At 62.2% G+C, this 15,445-nt stretch carries 13 protein-coding genes; 4 read left to right on the top strand and 9 right to left on the bottom strand.

Features of this window, described 5'->3' with window-relative positions:
- Positions 1 to 3: 3 nt before the first annotated feature.
- From msrP to PSV33_RS16440, 4 genes are all read right to left on the bottom strand, one after another.
- Positions 4 to 1,002 carry a protein-methionine-sulfoxide reductase catalytic subunit MsrP gene (gene msrP / locus PSV33_RS16455; protein WP_300563352.1) on the bottom strand — a complete coding sequence of 333 codons (999 nt, stop codon included), beginning with the start codon at positions 1,000 to 1,002 and terminating at the stop codon, positions 4 to 6.
- Positions 1,003 to 1,080: 78 nt separating this feature from the next.
- The gene (gene ccsB, locus PSV33_RS16450) at positions 1,081 to 2,430 is read right to left on the bottom strand and encodes a c-type cytochrome biogenesis protein CcsB (RefSeq protein WP_300563351.1); all 1,350 of its coding nucleotides are present in this window, start codon (positions 2,428 to 2,430) and stop codon (positions 1,081 to 1,083) included.
- Positions 2,427 to 4,667 carry a cytochrome c biogenesis protein ResB gene (locus PSV33_RS16445; RefSeq protein ID WP_300563350.1) on the bottom strand — a complete coding sequence of 747 codons (2,241 nt, stop codon included), beginning with the start codon at positions 4,665 to 4,667 and terminating at the stop codon, positions 2,427 to 2,429. Before PSV33_RS16445 ends, ccsB begins: the two co-directional genes overlap by 4 nt.
- A gap of 176 nt (positions 4,668 to 4,843) precedes the next feature.
- Positions 4,844 to 5,488, bottom strand: a complete 645-nt coding sequence (locus PSV33_RS16440; protein ID WP_300563349.1) for a c-type cytochrome — start codon at positions 5,486 to 5,488, stop codon at positions 4,844 to 4,846.
- A 220-nt stretch (positions 5,489 to 5,708) separates the two neighbouring features.
- Here PSV33_RS16440 and yihA point away from each other — a divergent pair, with 220 nt between their 5' ends.
- The gene (gene yihA, locus PSV33_RS16435) at positions 5,709 to 6,434 is read left to right on the top strand and encodes a ribosome biogenesis GTP-binding protein YihA/YsxC (protein WP_300563474.1); all 726 of its coding nucleotides are present in this window, start codon (positions 5,709 to 5,711) and stop codon (positions 6,432 to 6,434) included.
- 103 nt (positions 6,435 to 6,537) lie between these two features.
- Positions 6,538 to 7,464: an alpha/beta fold hydrolase gene (locus PSV33_RS16430; protein WP_300563348.1), complete on the top strand. Its 927-nt coding sequence runs from the start codon at positions 6,538 to 6,540 to the stop codon at positions 7,462 to 7,464.
- 79 nt (positions 7,465 to 7,543) lie between these two features.
- Here the strand turns inward: PSV33_RS16430 and PSV33_RS16425 are convergent, their stop codons facing one another.
- Together PSV33_RS16425 and PSV33_RS16420 are read right to left on the bottom strand one after the other, a co-directional pair.
- Positions 7,544 to 8,440: a lipid A biosynthesis acyltransferase gene (locus tag PSV33_RS16425; protein ID WP_300563347.1), complete on the bottom strand. Its 897-nt coding sequence runs from the start codon at positions 8,438 to 8,440 to the stop codon at positions 7,544 to 7,546.
- Positions 8,437 to 9,324: a lysophospholipid acyltransferase family protein gene (locus tag PSV33_RS16420; protein WP_300563346.1), complete on the bottom strand. Its 888-nt coding sequence runs from the start codon at positions 9,322 to 9,324 to the stop codon at positions 8,437 to 8,439. The genes PSV33_RS16425 and PSV33_RS16420 overlap by 4 nt, the downstream gene beginning before the upstream one ends.
- A gap of 175 nt (positions 9,325 to 9,499) precedes the next feature.
- Here PSV33_RS16420 and metK point away from each other — a divergent pair, with 175 nt between their 5' ends.
- Positions 9,500 to 10,681 (top strand): methionine adenosyltransferase, encoded by a 1,182-nt coding sequence (gene metK / locus PSV33_RS16415; protein ID WP_300563345.1) that lies wholly within the window; start codon positions 9,500 to 9,502, stop codon positions 10,679 to 10,681.
- 149 nt (positions 10,682 to 10,830) lie between these two features.
- On the opposite strand, the gene PSV33_RS16410 is transcribed toward metK, so the two are convergent.
- From PSV33_RS16410 to PSV33_RS16400, 3 genes are all read right to left on the bottom strand, one after another.
- Positions 10,831 to 12,360, bottom strand: a complete 1,530-nt coding sequence (locus PSV33_RS16410; RefSeq protein WP_300563344.1) for a response regulator — start codon at positions 12,358 to 12,360, stop codon at positions 10,831 to 10,833.
- Positions 12,361 to 13,866 carry an ATPase domain-containing protein gene (locus tag PSV33_RS16405; RefSeq protein WP_300563343.1) on the bottom strand — a complete coding sequence of 502 codons (1,506 nt, stop codon included), beginning with the start codon at positions 13,864 to 13,866 and terminating at the stop codon, positions 12,361 to 12,363.
- A gap of 297 nt (positions 13,867 to 14,163) precedes the next feature.
- Positions 14,164 to 14,358 carry a hypothetical protein gene (locus PSV33_RS16400; RefSeq protein WP_300563342.1) on the bottom strand — a complete coding sequence of 65 codons (195 nt, stop codon included), beginning with the start codon at positions 14,356 to 14,358 and terminating at the stop codon, positions 14,164 to 14,166.
- A 556-nt stretch (positions 14,359 to 14,914) separates the two neighbouring features.
- Between PSV33_RS16400 and groES the strand changes: the two genes are divergently transcribed.
- On the top strand, positions 14,915 to 15,205 hold the full coding sequence (gene groES / locus PSV33_RS16395; RefSeq protein ID WP_096667046.1) for a co-chaperone GroES: 291 nt from the start codon (positions 14,915 to 14,917) through the stop codon (positions 15,203 to 15,205).
- The last annotated feature ends 240 nt before the right edge of the window (positions 15,206 to 15,445 follow it).

The following is a 15,445-nucleotide window of genomic DNA, read 5'->3' as shown; positions in this document are numbered from 1 at the left end:
GAATCAATAAAACTTCTTCAGGTCCATGCCCGCATACAACTGCCCCACCTGGGCCTCGTAACCGTTGAACATCAAGGTCTTGCGCTTCTTGGCAAACAGGCCGTCTTCGCCAATACGGCGTTCGGTCGCCTGGCTCCAGCGTGGATGGTCCACGGAGGGGTTCACATTGGAATAAAACCCGTATTCATTGGCAGCCGCCTTGTTCCATGCGGTACGGGGCTCCTTGTCGGTAAAGCGGATCTTGACAATGCTCTTGCCGCTCTTGAAACCGTATTTCCATGGCACCACCAGGCGTACCGGCGCACCGCTCTGGTTGGGCAGCACTTCGCCGTACATGCCAAAGCTCAGAAGGGTCAGAGGGTGCATCGCCTCGTCCATGCGCAGCGCCTCCACATAGGGCCAGTCCAGCACACGCGAGCCGACGAACGGCATGGTCTTGGGATCGGCCTGGGTGATGAACTCGACATATTTGGCGTTGCCCAGCGGCTCGACCTTCTTGATCAGCTCCGCCAGCGAATAGCCAACCCAGGGAACGACCATGGACCAGCCCTCAACGCAGCGCAGACGGTAAATGCGTTCTTCCTGGGCACTGAGCTTGATCAGGTCTTCGATGGCATAAGTCTTCGGCTGCTTGACCAGGCCTTCAATGGCCACCGTCCAGGGCTTGGTCACCAGGGTGTGGGCATTTTTGGCCGGGTCCGACTTGTCGGTGCCGAATTCATAGAAGTTGTTGTAGCTTGTGACGTCCTTGTAGTCAGTCACTTTCTCCATCGTGACCGCACCCGCCACCCCTGACTTGGCGCCAGGCAAAGCCGCCAGCTTCCCGGGTTTGGCGACAGCCTGCGCCATCGCTTGCCGACCGGCCCAGGACGCGATGGTTGCCCCGGCCGCGCCGGTCGCCATCAGCTTGATCAGGTCTCGCCGCTGCTGGTAAACGCCCTGGGGCGTGATGTCGCCGGGAACGGCGTGGTCGAAGCCACGGTGGTCGGTCTTGATGAGCATGGTGTGTCCTTGTTGTGGTGGAGTGGCTGGGAGTTAGTCTTGGTACGCAGCCACTTCTTACAAGGATTCAAATCCCGGCTACAAGGTTCCGTAACTGTGCAGGCCGGACAGGAACATGTTCACCCCCAGAAAGGCAAAGGTGGTGACGGCCAGCCCGACCAGGGCCCACCAGGCAGCCACGGTACCACGCAGGCCTTTCATCAGCCGCATGTGGAGCCAGGCCGCATAGTTGAGCCAGACAATCAATGCCCAGGTTTCCTTGGGGTCCCAGCTCCAGTAGCCGCCCCAGGCTTCGGCTGCCCACAAGGCGCCCAGCACGGTGGCAATGGTGAAAAACGCAAAACCGACGGCAATGGCCTTGTACATCACATCGTCGAGCACTTCGGCGCTCGGCAGTCGGGCAGCAATGCGCTGGCGGCCCAGCAAAATGGTGGCGGCTATCAGGCCGGAGACCAGCAGATAACCGAGCCAGTAATTGGTGCCCCCGATCTCGGTCGACTTGCGAAACACAATCGGCACAAAACACAGGACCACACCCAGCAGCCACAGTGGCGTCAGCTTGTACCAGCGGGTCTCAAGCGCCTGCTGCTTGATCAGGTAAGCCAGCGACACCATGGCCGCCAGCGAGAACATCCCATAACCGATGAAGTTGGCAGGCACATGCAGTTTCATCCACCAGCTCTTGAGGGCAGGCACCAGCGGCTGGATTTCATGCGCTTCGCGGACCACGGTGTACCAGAGCAGGAATCCTACGGCGGCACTCACCACCAGCATCACAAACGCACCCATGGTGCGGGTCTTGTAATGGGCTTCGAAGTAAAGGTAGAACGCAGCGGTCATCCAGCTGAACAGCACGAACACCTCGTACAGGTTGCTGACCGGAATGTGGCCGACGTCGGCGCCGATGAGGTAGCTTTCGTACCAGCGCACCATGGTGCCGACCAGTGCCATGCCCACAGCCACCCAGGCAATCCGCGAGCCCAGCAGCTCCATCGTGCCGCTTTGCCCCCGGGCAAACATGCCCATCCAGTAAAACGCGGTACTCATGAAAAACAGCACGCTCATCCACAAAATAGCCGACTGGCTGGACAGGAAATACTTGAGCCAGAACACCTGTTCGGCGCGTGCCAGATCGCCCTGGTAAGACACGATGCCGAGCAGGGAAAATCCCGCCACCAGCAGCATCAGCGCGCGCAACGGCCGCCAGAACCAGCCCATTGCAATCACGGCAGGAATGGCGCCCAGCAAAATGCCTTTTTCATAGACATCCATGAAAGCGCCGTACCTGGCAAGGCCGTACAGTCCGCCGGCCAGCGCGATGGCCGCAAAAATCCAGTCCAGCGCGTTGCGCTTGGCGAAATAGCCTTCCTGCAGGCTGATGGTCGTCGCGTCCGTGGTGCGCGAGCTCAGGGTAGTGGTGGTGTTCATCGTGGCACCTGTAAAAGTTTGATTTTCAGCATTTCGAATTCCTTGCCGCCATCCATGGTCTGGCGGTTGGTCGACATGGCCATGGTCGCCTGGCTGCCTGCGCCCGATTCTGGCCCCTTTTCGTATCCTGTTCGGGATTCCGCGGAATCCGCAGCGCCTCCGGCGGGCGCCAGCCAGACCCAGAGGCGGCGCTCGCGCACATACAGCATGGCAAAGATGCCCAGAATCAGGAGCGCACAGCCGAGGTAAACAATATTTTTCCCGGGTGTACGCGCCACCTGGAACACGCTGGCCTGCAACTGGGTGAAGTCCTTCAGTTCAAACGCCATGGGCGCCGGGTAATAGTGGGCATCACTGAGGGACAACACGGCCTGAGCCATGAAAGCCTGGGTTGTGTCGTCGCGCGGCAGCGGCTGCAGGCCGCTTTGCTCACGCGTGAGCTGCGCCAGTTCGAACAGCACGCCGTTGAGAATGCGTACCAGCACCTCGCCGGCGCGGTTGCGCTCGTCTTCCGGCACATTGGCTTCCATGAAGTCAGAGATTGCCTGCAGCCCTGCCAGCGGCCTGGTCTGGGCGCCGCTCACCGGCTGATCCGGCCCGGCGAACAGGGCCAGCGCCCGCGACGCGGACGCGGACAGTTGCGCCGCCAGATCGGGCCGGTCCGCCGCGATGGCCTGACGCACATAACGCTTGACGGCTTGGTCGCGCTGGGCGGGGTCGGCCAACGCGCGCCGCAGACGCAAAAAGCCTTCCATGCTGCCCTGCTCATCGGCTGGGATGCGCAGGTACTGGAAAGGCTCGGCCGGATTTTCGCGCACACCAAGCAAAAACAGCGCCGGGCTGGACTCGGCTGCGTCCATCTTGACCGGCAGCATGTAGTTGTGAAACTCCTTGGCCTGGCCGGACGCATCGCGCAGCTTGTAGGTCACGCTGGGGCCGACGTTGCGCAATTCCTTCTTTTCTCGGGTCTTGTTCGCCGCGCCCAGGCGCGCATCGAGGGACTGGCGCAGATCAACCTTGCGCACATCCACACCCGAGCCTGCCCCCATGCTGCCCGAGCCGCCAAAATTCTCGACGTTGATGACACGCAGCGCGGTGTATTCCAGCGTCATTTTTTCGGCGCCTTCCCCTTGACCATTCGTCAGGCTGCTCGAGCCGCCAATCGTGCCCTGGATTTCAAAAGCCTTGCTCGTCGCCTGGCTTCCGACGGCCAGGGGCACTGCCTTGAGCGTGACGCTGGAGCCGCCATCGTCAAAACTGGACTGGTAAATTTCTATGCCCTTGTGGCGAACCGGGTGATTGACCTCGACGCGGGCCGGGATCTTCTCGCCGGTTGCCTTGTCGTGAATCACGATATCGCTGGCAAACAGCTTGGGCATCCCGGTCGAGTAGTACTCGACAATGAATTTTTTCAGCTCCACCGCAAAAGGCAGGTCCTGCAACAGGACGCCGCCAGGCTGGTTCAGGATGGCGGTGCTTGACTGCGTTCCCTCGGCGACCAGCAGGTTGGCGCGGAAGGTGGGGTTGCGCTCGCTCAGCCGGTGCTGGGCCGGCACATCGGCAATCAGTCCACCGCCGGTGTAGATCGACTTGTTGTTGAGCCACATCTGCGCACGCACGATCAGATCGCCATCAAGCAGGCCGCCCACACACACCAGCACGATGGCGCTGTGAGCCGCGATGTAGCCCAGCTTGTTGGCAGCGCCGGCCTTGGCCGCCACCATCCAGCCTTCTCCGCCAGACGTGGTTCTCTGCTGCAGCTTGACCTTCCAGCCACCCTGCACCAGCGTCTGCCCGATACGCCGCGCGGCCGCTTCAGGCCCTTCAACCAGCGTCGCCTGGGCGCGGTGGCCGAAAGCCTGGAGGCTTTGTTCCCGGATGTTTTCCTTGAGCTGGTTCAGGTCAGCGAGAATTTTCGGTGTGTTGCGGCTGATGCAAAGCGAGGTGGAGACCACCAGAAAGGCCAGGATCAGCATGAACCACCAGGCGCTGTACACCGTGTAAAGGCTGACGGCGCCAAACACCTGGGCCCAGAACGGACCGAACTGGTTGACGTAGTTGCCAATCGGCTCCTGCTGCTTGAGCACCGTGCCTATCACCGAGGCGATGCAGATCACCGTGAGCAGCGAGATGGAAAAGCGCATTGACGACAGCAACTCCACGGTGGAGCGCAGGGCATGCGAGCCCGCCTTGAGCCTCAGGCCGTGGGTGGAAACTGCGTGGCTGGGAACGGTCATGCGTGGTATTCGGTAGGGCGGAAACAAAAAAGGCGGGTCTTCTGCAAAAGACCCGCCCTGTATGGAGTGACTATTCTGGCTGGGGTTCAATACAAACCGGGCGAGCCCCTGTATTTTCCCGGGAAGGCGGTTTCACCATTTCCCCCGCCACGGATTCCATGGAATTTTCAGGGGATTCAGCGCAAACCGGCGATGTAGTCAGCCACGGCACGGATTTCCCGGTCGTTCAGCTTGGCGGCAACCTGCGTCATCTGCAGATTGTTATTGCGCACGCCGTCGCGGAAGGTCGTCAGTTGGGTCGCGGTGTATTCGGCATGCTGGCCGCCCAGGCGCGGGTACTGCGAGGGAATGCCAGCGCCGTTCGGGCTGTGGCAACCGGCGCAGGCCGGCACCTGCCGGTCGGCGATGCCGCCGCGGTAAATGCGCTCGCCCAGCGTCACCAGGGCCTTGTCCTTCGCGAACCCGGGCTTGGCCTTTTTGGTGGTCACCCAGTAAGCGATGTTTTTCATGTCGTCGTCGCTGAGGGCGCTGGCAAAACCCTTCATGACGGCATTGTTGCGCTTGCCCGACTTGAACTCCTGGAGCTGCTTGACCAGGTATTCGGGGTGCTGCTGCGCCAGTTTCGGGTTGGCGGCAATCGCGGAATTGCCGTCCGCCGCGTGGCAGGCGACACACACCGCGGTGTAAGTGGCCTCCCCCTTGACCAGATCCGGCTTGGCCACCTGGGCCGGAGCGGCCTCACCGGCCGCCCGCGACACGGCCGGCACGACCATCAGGGCAGCGAATAAATAAGTAATCAACGAAGTGGAAACAAGCTTCATATCGGGGGTTTAATAGTTGACTCTAAGGTGGACCAGGCAATCGGCGCCCAGCTTGGGCTGAAATTAACAGCCCGCCGGGGCGCCGACCATCGCAAAACTCCCTGATTTTACAATGGCTTGGGGGACAATCCCAAATATGAGCATATCTCCCCGATCTACACCCGTTAAAACGCAGAAGCCGACAGCCAAACGGGCGCCGCCCAAAGAAGCGGCGGCCAAAATGGCTGCCGCGCTGGCCGCCCAGCCGCCCCAGTCCGCCGAGGCGAAAATTGCCATGGGCTGGCTGCACACTGCCAAGTTCCTGACCACAGCGCCCGAGCTCAAGCACCTGCCTATGTACGAGTTTCCAGAGATTGCCTTTGTCGGCCGCTCCAACGCGGGCAAGTCCACCTGCATCAACACGCTGACCCAGATCAACCGCCTGGCTTTTGCCTCCAAGACCCCGGGCCGCACGCAGAGCATCAATTTGTTTTCGCTCGGCAAACAGGGGGTGACCGATGCGGTGCTGGCCGATTTGCCGGGTTATGGCTACGCGGCCGTGCCCAAGGCCGCCAAGTACCGCTGGCAGCAGGTGATGGGCAATTACCTGCAGACGCGCGACAACCTCAAGGGCGTGGTCCTGCTGTGCGACCCGCGCCTGGGACTGACCGAGCTCGACGAAATCCTGCTCGATGTGATCCGTCCGCGGGTTGAGGAAGGCCTGAAATTTCTGGTGCTGCTGACCAAGTCCGACAAGCTCAACAAAACCGAGGCGGCCAAGGCACTGTCCATTGTGCGACTGCAGGCCGGCGGCGGCGATGTCAAACTGTTTTCTGCGCTCAAGCGGCAAGGCGTGGAAGAAGTGGCCCAGCACCTGTGGCAGTGGGCCCATCCCCCGGTCAAGCCTGACAAGGCAAGCAAGGCGGCGCTTACCCCGCCACCGGAAGAGGAAGCCGGCGAAGGCTGAGTCCCGGCGGGGCAGGCCAGCCCTGCCGCTTGTGCATTTTTCAAGCAAAACTGCCCGCAACCCAGAGAACACGGGCGCAGGCAGCTCCTGAATGCATAGCACCATGATTGCAACCCGCCTGATCCCCCTGCCCCACGGCATCAGCCTGTCCTGCCGCATGGCGGGTGAGCCGGGCCGGCCGGTCCTGATGTTCCTGCACGGCTTTCCGGAAGGGGCATTTGTCTGGGACGCCCTGCTGGCGCACTTTGCCAGACCGGAAAACGGTGCTTACTTCTGCATCGCGCCCAACCTGCGCGGCTTCGAGAAGTCGAGTGCGCCGCCGGAAGTGGATGCCTACCGGCCCAAACACCTGATGCAGGACATCGCCGCGCTGGTGGCGGCAGTCTGCCCGGCCGACAGGCCCCAGCTTGAATGCCTGGTGGCGCATGACTGGGGCGGCGCGATTGCCTGGAACCTGGCCGCCGCCATGCCGCAGCTGATGAAAAAACTCGCCATCATCAACTCGCCCCATCCCGGCACGTTTTTGCGCGAGCTGCAGCGTTCGCCGGCCCAGCAGGCCGCCAGCGCCTACATGAATTTCCTGATTCGCCCGGACGCCGAAACACTGCTGGCCAGGGACGACTTCCGCCGCCTGTGGCAGTTTCTGACCAACGGCAGCGACAACCAGCCGGCCTGGCTCACGGACAGCGTCAGGCAACAGTACCGCGAGGTCTGGGGTGCCGGGCTCACCGGCGGCTGCAACCTGTACCGCGCCTCGCCGCTGCGTCCGCCCCGGCCCGGGCCACCGCACAACGACCCGGCCGCCGCAGCCGTCACGCTGGCGCGCGAGCGCTTGATGGTCCTGTTGCCGACACTGGTGATCTGGGCGCTCGACGACATCGCCTTGCCGCCGGCCCTGATCGAGGGCCTGGCCGACTACGTGCCAGACATGCAGCTGCAGCAGGTGCCGGGCGCCTCCCACTGGATCGTGCATGAACAGCCCGAACGGGTAGCTGGGTATCTGCAGGATTTTCTGGGGCAAGCCTGTTAGCTACTATTTTTATAGCTGTTGGCGCCCGTCCTGCAAGGGCTGGAGGCTAAAAACACTTGACAATCCGGACTGATCCGGCCTAATAAAGCGAGGGCTGATCTTCCGGCCGCGTCTTGAAGCGTTTGTGCACCCAGTAGTACTGCGCCGGCATGGTGTCGATGTAGGACTGCAGCTGGGCGTTCATGAAAGCGGTATCGGCCACCGGATCGTCCGACGGGAAGTTGGTCCAGGCCGGCAGAACCTCCACCTCGTAGCCCCAGGTAGTCAGGCGCGGCACCAGGGGCACCACCTTGGCGCGGCCCAGTCGGGCGAAGCGGGACAGCGAAGGCACGGTCGCTGTCGGCAGGCCGTAAAACGGCACAAACACGGAATCGTCGGGGCCAAAGTCCATGTCGGGCAGCAGGTACAGCGGCTGCCCCTCGCGCAGGGCCGTCACGATGGGCTTGACGCCGTCGGCCCGTCCGAACAGCCGCAGGTGGCCAAAACGCTGCCGGCCACGCAATATCCAGCGGTCCACCAGCTTGTTCGACTGGTCGGTGTAAATCGTCGTGGACTGGCGCGGCGAATGCAGGGCGGCGGCGGCCCAGGCCGCATCGAGACCGACGAAATGCGGCAGAAAGATGACCGTGGGGTCGTTGCCGGCGAGTTCGTGCACGGCACCAGTCAGCCGGACACGCCGTTGCACCCAGTCCCGGGGCGCATGCCACAGCCAGGCGCGATCCAGCCAGGCCTGCGCAAAATACACAAAGGTCTGCTGCGTCAGCCGGCGTCGCTCGCCCTCGACGAGCGAGGGGAAGCACAACTGCAGGTTCGCCCGCACGACACGCCTGCGCGCCCCGACCAGGGCATACAGCGTCCAGCCGAGGGCCACACCGAGCGCCCGCGCCACGGGCAGCGGAAACACCGCCAGCACCTGCATCAGGCAGATGCCGGCGCGGGTGACCAGGCGGCCAAACCATGGACGGGGGGGCTTCAAAATGCGTCCTTGCGTGGGGTCTTGTAACGCGCATACCCCCAGAGGTATTGTCCCGGCTGGCTCAGGACGATGGCCTCGATCGCCTGGTTGATGCGCGTCACGCCATGGAGGATGTCCGCCGGCGATGGTCCGGTGCGCGGGCCGGCTTCGGCCGCCGGCGATGGTTGCGCCTGCAGACCGGCCACGGGCGGCCAGATCTTGAGAAAATAACCTGCGCCGCGCGGCAGCCGCTCGCAACTCACCGGCAGCAGCACGGCTCCACTTTGCAACGCCAACCGGGCCGCCAGCGTCATGGTGTAGGCCGGCTTGCCAAAAAATGGCGCCCACACCCCCAGGCCCTCGGGCGGCACCTGGTCGGTCAGAAGAGCCACCGCCTGGTTGGCCTTGAGGGTCCGGTGCATCAGCCGGATGCCGCTCAGGCTGGCGGGCACCACCGTCAGTTGCGGCCGTTGACGGGTCGCCCGTTCAATCGTCGCCAGCCAGGACTTGCGGGCCGGCCGGTAGATCGCGGTGATCGGGCCATACAGTTCGGCCAGCGCCTGCGGGCCCAGTTCGAAGCTGCCGCAATGCGGTCCGAAAAAAATCACCCCCCGGCCCCGGCCAAAGGCCTGCTCGGCATGTATCTGGCCTTCAACCCGCACATTGCCCAGGCATGACTCGGTTTGTGGCCGCATCCAGAGCTTGGGCAGTTCCGCCACAAAACGTCCGGCCTCGGCAATCGCCGGCCGGGCAGCCTCGACAGTGATGCCGGCCTGCGTCACGTTGGCGCGAAACTGCCGGCGGTAGCTGGGGCTGAGCAGCCAGACCAGCCAGCCCAGGGCTGCGCCCAGCGCATGCAGCGCGCGCAAAGGCCAGTGGGAGAAAAAACGGAACAGCAGGATCATGAAAGGCGGATAGGGCCGGGCACCGTGGCAAAGGACAAAGGACAAAGGCGATATAATTAAACTTGTCGCCGAGTTATTGAACTACTTGCAGGGCGACATTAAACCAAACTGCTAAAGCGTTCGCCGAGGCACCCCAAGCCGGCAACGCGCCGACTAACTTCATGGAGTGTACGCAATGGCGAACGATTTTCTCTTTACTTCCGAATCCGTCTCCGAAGGCCATCCCGACAAGGTTGCCGACCAGATTTCCGATGCCATCCTTGATGCCATCTTCAAGCAGGACCCGCTGTCGCGCGTGGCCGCCGAGACGCTGACCAATACCGGTCTGGTGGTGCTGGCCGGTGAAATCACCACCAATGCGCATGTGGATTACATCCAGGTCGCACGCGACACCATCAAGCGCATCGGTTACGACAACACCGAATACGGCATCGACTACAAGGGTTGCGCAGTGCTGGTTGCCTACGACAAGCAGAGCAACGACATCGCCCAGGGCGTGGACCACGCGTCCGACGACCACCTGAACACCGGCGCCGGTGACCAGGGCCTGATGTTCGGTTACGCCTGCGACGAGACGCCGGATCTGATGCCTGCCCCGATTTATTACGCACACCGCCTGGTGGAGCGCCAGGCCCAGTTGCGCAAGGACGGCCGCCTGCCTTTCCTGCGCCCGGACGCCAAAAGCCAGGTCACCATGCGTTATGTGGACGGCAAGCCGCACAGCATCGACACCGTTGTGCTCTCCTCGCAGCACAGCCCCGACCAGAGCGAAACCCCGCACAAGATGAAGGCCTCCTTCATTGAAGCCATCATTGAAGAAATCATCAAGCCGGTGCTGCCCAAGGAATGGCTCAAGGACACCAAGTACCTGATCAATCCCACCGGCCGTTTTGTCATCGGCGGCCCGCAGGGCGACTGCGGCCTGACCGGCCGCAAGATCATTGTCGACACCTACGGCGGCGCCTGCCCGCATGGCGGCGGTGCGTTTTCAGGCAAGGACCCCTCGAAAGTCGACCGTTCGGCCGCTTACGCCGCCCGTTACGTGGCCAAAAACATCGTGGCCGCTGGCCTGGCGCGCCAGTGCCAGATCCAGGTGGCCTACGCCATCGGCGTGGCACGCCCGATGAATGTCACGGTGTACACCGAAGGCACGGGCGTGATGTCCGACGAAAAACTCTCGGCCCTGGTCAATGAGCACTTTGACCTGCGCCCGAAAGGCATCATCCAGATGCTGGACCTGTTGCGTCCAATCTACGAAAAAACCGCCGCCTACGGTCACTTCGGCCGCGACGAGCCGGAATTCACCTGGGAAAAAACGGACAAGGTTGCCGTGCTGCGGGCTGCTGCGGGCCTGTAAGGCCCGAGCGAAGCGAAGTTAAGAGCCAAAGGCTTCGGGCCCAAGCCGACGAACTGATGAAGCTGCGGCCCTCCGGGCTGCAGCCGGCCTCAAGTAAGCATCGACGGCTCGACAGGTGCGCCGGCCCCGCCGTGTGTCGTGCCTGCAGTTCAGGCGCGCTGCGCCACACGCTCCGCGGGGGGCGGTTGCAGGCACTTCACCAGCAATTCGTAATCCACGGGTTTGACCAGATGGTGGTCAAACCCCGCTTCGCTGGCACGTTTTCTGTCGGCTGACTGGCCCCAGCCTGTCAGCGCGATCAGCAAAATCCTGTTCCCGCCCGGCTGCTGCCGGATCAGGCGCGCGGCGTCATAACCGTCCATGCCTGGCATGCCGATATCCATGACCACGATATCGGGAGCGACTGCCCTGGCCTGCGCCACCGCGGCGACACCGTCATACGCGGTACTCACGGCAAAGCCGTCCATGCCCAGCAGGGCGCCCAGGGTATCGGCCGCATCAACGTTGTCGTCAACCACCAGGACTTTTCTCAGGCGGCCGGAAACAGCCGGCGCGATGACCGCCACCTCCGGTCTCAGCGGGCCTTGTTTCTGCTCGACCACCACCGGTAACGTCAGTACAAATTCGCTGCCACGGCCAAGACCTTCGCTCACAACATGCAGCTTGCCGCCATGCATTTCCGCAAATTGCCTGGCCAGGCTCAGGCCGATGCCCAGGCCGGTCGGCGCCTCCCCAGGCACTGGCGTCTGTGCAAACAGGTCAAAAATGCGCGTCAGCGACACCGGCTCCAGTCCGATGCCGTTGTCCCGCACGCTGAATGTCACGGTATCCCCACGCACCTGCGTCGCCAGCACAATATGCCCCTGAGGCGGCGTGAACTTGGCGGCATTGACCAGCAGATTGGCCACACTCTGCACCAGGCGCGCGTGGTCCGCGTTGAGCAGGTAATCGCTTTCCGTCCCGTTCACATCCAGCCGGTGTTTCTTGGCCTCCATGGAGGAGCTGGATATCTCGATGGCGTGATTGACCACCGACTGCAGGGTGATGCGGTCTTTCTTGAGAACCACCTTGCCGCTGGTGATCCGGGCGACGTCGAGCAGGTCGTCCACCAGCCGCGTGAGGTGGGTGACCTGCCTGTCCACCACATTGCGCAGCCGGGTCACCGGGTCGGAATCCGGATGCAGGTGTTTGAGAATACCCATGGATGTGCGTATCGGCGCCAGCGGATTGCGCAGCTCATGCGCCAGCGTGGCCAGAAACTCGTCCTTGCGCTGATCAGCATCCCGGACCTGGTACTGGCGCTCCCGCGCCCGGATTGCAGAACGGGCCGCAGAGATCAGGGCAATGGTGCGCACCGGTCGCTCCATCAGGGTCACATTGCCCAGCCGGTCCACGGCACGCCGTACATCCAGCGAATCGGCGCCGCTGCGTGTCAGCAGCAGAATCGGAAGGTCTGACCAGGTCGGCTGGCTGGCCACATACTCGGCCAGCGGCCGCATGGCTGCACCGCTGATCACTTCCTCGGCCAGCAACAGGGCACCCGCACCACGGGGCAACTGTTCGAGCAACTCCCCGGTGTCGCGGCACACCATGCAGCCGATGCCCACCGAACGGAACACCCTGGACGTCAGGCTCGCATCCTGCCCGGTCGGGGTGCAGATGACGATACGCCGCTCCACTTAGCGGACCCCGGATTCGCTGCCTGCCGCGCTGCCCGTATTCCCCAGGTAAACCGGTACACCGGTCAGAATGCCGCGAAAGCCCCGCAACACCTCGCCGACATGGATGCCGTCGGCGGACATGGAAAACTGCCGAATCGTGCGCTCGTGCAGGCTGCCGCGTTTCTTGAACACTGACACGGCCTGTTTGACCTCCCCGTCATGTTCGAAGTAACGCAACATCAGCACGTTGTCGGCCAGGTAACTGGCATCCACGGTGGTCGACATCTGGCCGCCCAGCATGCCCTGCTGAACGCCGACCAGGATGGTGACCACACCACGCTGACCCAGGTAGGTCAGCAACTCGTGCAGATGGGTGGTCAAAAAGCGTTCATCGGGCATGGCGTTGAGGTAGCCGTTGACGCTGTCGATCACTACCACCTTCGCGCCCTCGTCCGCAGCCCTGCACACCGCTGTGGCGAACTCGCCGGGCGACAGCTCCGCCGGATCGATCTGCTGGATGGTCAGCAAACCCTCGGTATAAGGCCCACGCACCCGCATGCCCAGCCCGTCGGCGCGGTTGAGCAGGTTGCTGGCGGCTTCCTCGAACAGAAACATGGCACTGCGCTGGCCGCGCTCCGCAGCGGCGGCGACAAACTGGGCAGCCAGCGAGGATTTGCCGGTGCCCGGCGGACCGGCGATCAGCGTGCTGGTGCCTTCTTCCAGCCCGCCGCCCAGCAACGCGTCCAGCGCAATCAAGCCGCTCTTGAGCTGCTCCCGCTTTTCCATGATCCGGGAGTCTGCGGCCACCAGCCTCGGGTAGACACACAGCCCGCCGTACTGGATGTCGTAGTCGTGCATGCCACCGCGAAAGGCCATGCCGCGGTATTTGACCACCCGAACCCGGCGCCGCTCCGCCCCATATTCCTTGACCGACTGCTCCAGCGTGATCACGCCATGCGCGATGCTGCGCACCTGCAGGTCGATGCCGGCAGCGGTGCGGTCGTCGAGCATCATCACCGTGCAGGAACGGCTGGCAAAAAACTGCTTGAGCGCCAGCACCTGACGCCGGTAGCGCAGCGGCGTATCGGCCAGTAATTGCAATTCCGACAGCGAATCAATCACCACCCGGGTCGGCTTGCGCTCCTCGATCGCGGCAAGGATCAGCTGCATGGTGGTGCCCATCTCGACCTCCGATGGATGAAACATGGTGTACTGGGCCTCGGGTTGCAGCAGGTTCTCCGAGGGCAGCACTTCCTGGATATGGATGCCCTGCATGTCCCAGCCGTGGGACTCGCCCACGCCCCGCAACTCGCCCCCGGTCTCGGCAAGTGTGATGTAAACCACCGACTCGCCGTGCCTGGCGCCTTCGACCAGGAATTGCAGCCCGGTGGTGGTTTTGCCCGTGCCGGGTTCGCCCTCAATCAGATAGATACGGTCCTTGGTCAAACCGCCGCCCAGAATGTTGTCGAGGCCAGCGATCCCCGTGGATAAGAGGGATGGGTTGGGATTGTCCTGAATCTTCATGTGTTCGAATAAGCAAAGTTATCTGCCAGAGATGGCGTCAAGCAGGACAAGCGGCAACGCAATCAGGCATCAGAAAGAGCCGTTCATCTCACTTTGAAAAATAATAGTCAGCGGTTTCAGGAAATTCCAGTTTTCCATCCGCAGGCTGCTGTAGGACTGAAGGCCGATTCGGTATCACCCGTTTGGCCATGGCAAATATTCGTGTGCAGCACATGTAGGCAAGATCATGTGCAGCCTGCCAAAACCGACAGACAGCAAAAAGCCACCAAGCGGTGGCTTTTTTGGGCGTGACTGAACTCAGCGCGTGAAAGGCGTCGGTTCGATGAATTTGCCGCCAGCGCCTACATCAGAGGGCTGGGCATTCGGATCCGGCGTGGACTGTGTCTTGTTGGTGCCTTCTTCGCCGAAAGTCTTGCGGGGGGTCGTGTTCTTGTCGACCGCGTTTTGATTGCTGTCTGCCGGCTGGCCCGATCCAATGCTTGCGTCACCCATGCTGCTATGCCTTGATAGTCACTTCAAACCGGGGTCAACTGGCAAAACCGGATGGACTGCCAGCCTCCTGCGCGAGCGCCTGTTGATCACCCCGGGGACTGCGAGTGACCAGAAACGGCCAGGCCGTACGCGCAGGACCAATGCGCCCGCCTGCAGGCAAACGCGTGTCTCCCGGTACGGCGTACCCGGAACGCAAAACCGGTTGGTGGGCCGTCATGTCAATTGCAAACTGGTTCATAAAATTCCCCCGGATGTGGCTTGCACTGCCTTCAGTGATCTTGAAGCCACTTTAGAGGGGGAATCGTTCCTCCCATGTCAGACGCAGGCGGGTCTTTTGTAGGACAGCCAGCGCTTTCTATCCCCCTGGACCGGCTGATCAGCGCATTGGAACGCCATTTTTTGCTTCCCGAACTTGAAACGGCCTCCAAACAGCCTTATGATTAGCACTCGATGGTATTGAGTGCTAACAATCACTTACGCCAGCCCATGCACAAGCACCCGCCGTCCTGCGATGGTGCTTTCTGATTCCAAACCTGTTTCAAAACAAGGAGCTCCCATGAAACTTCGCCCCCTGCACGACCGCGTGATCGTCAAACGTGTTGAAAACGAAACCAAAACCGCCTCCGGCATCGTCATTCCCGACAGCGCCGCTGAAAAGCCTGATCAAGGCGAAGTGCTGGCAGTGGGCCCCGGCAAAAAGAACGACAAGGGCGAAATCAGCGCCATGGCCGTCAAGGTCGGCGACCGCGTCCTGTTCGGCAAATACAGCGGCCAGACCGTCAAGGTCGATGGCGACGAACTGCTGGTCATGAAAGAAGACGACCTGTTCGCTGTTGTCGAGAAATAAAGCTACTTCGCGGCCGTCATGCGTCGTTGCTCCGTGCTCGCAATCCTCACGTACCCAAGTACGTTCCGGTTGCTGTGCGCGGTGCGCCTAGCCTGACAGCCGCTCGCTACGCTTTCTTTCCCAACAACGGTCCCGTAAAACTTTTTTGAATATTCTGGAGAATTAACATGGCAGCAAAAGACGTCATTTTCGGCGGCGAAGCCCGCGCACGCATGGTCGAGGGTGTGAACATCCTGGCCA

Source organism: Polaromonas sp., from assembly GCF_029945895.1.
Classification (GTDB): domain Bacteria; phylum Pseudomonadota; class Gammaproteobacteria; order Burkholderiales; family Burkholderiaceae_C; genus Polaromonas.
This window is presented reverse-complemented; position numbering and strand designations above follow the sequence as displayed.

Bases quoted from the DNA above. Each gene is read 5' to 3' on its own strand.
- PSV33_RS16405 (WP_300563343.1), bottom strand. From the start codon at position 13,866: ATGAAGATTCAGGACAATCCCAACCCATCCCTCTTATCCACGGGGATC.
- metK (WP_300563345.1), top strand. From the start codon at position 9,500: ATGGCGAACGATTTTCTCTTTACTTCCGAATCCGTCTCCGAAGGCCAT.
- yihA (WP_300563474.1), top strand. From the start codon at position 5,709: ATGGCTGCCGCGCTGGCCGCCCAGCCGCCCCAGTCCGCCGAGGCGAAA.
- msrP (WP_300563352.1), bottom strand. From the start codon at position 1,002: ATGCTCATCAAGACCGACCACCGTGGCTTCGACCACGCCGTTCCCGGC.
- PSV33_RS16440 (WP_300563349.1), bottom strand. From the start codon at position 5,488: ATGAAGCTTGTTTCCACTTCGTTGATTACTTATTTATTCGCTGCCCTG.
- PSV33_RS16400 (WP_300563342.1), bottom strand. From the start codon at position 14,358: ATGGGTGACGCAAGCATTGGATCGGGCCAGCCGGCAGACAGCAATCAA.
- PSV33_RS16430 (WP_300563348.1), top strand. From the start codon at position 6,538: ATGATTGCAACCCGCCTGATCCCCCTGCCCCACGGCATCAGCCTGTCC.
- PSV33_RS16445 (WP_300563350.1), bottom strand. From the start codon at position 4,667: ATGACCGTTCCCAGCCACGCAGTTTCCACCCACGGCCTGAGGCTCAAG.
- PSV33_RS16420 (WP_300563346.1), bottom strand. From the start codon at position 9,324: ATGATCCTGCTGTTCCGTTTTTTCTCCCACTGGCCTTTGCGCGCGCTG.
- ccsB (WP_300563351.1), bottom strand. From the start codon at position 2,430: ATGAACACCACCACTACCCTGAGCTCGCGCACCACGGACGCGACGACC.
- groES (WP_096667046.1), top strand. From the start codon at position 14,915: ATGAAACTTCGCCCCCTGCACGACCGCGTGATCGTCAAACGTGTTGAA.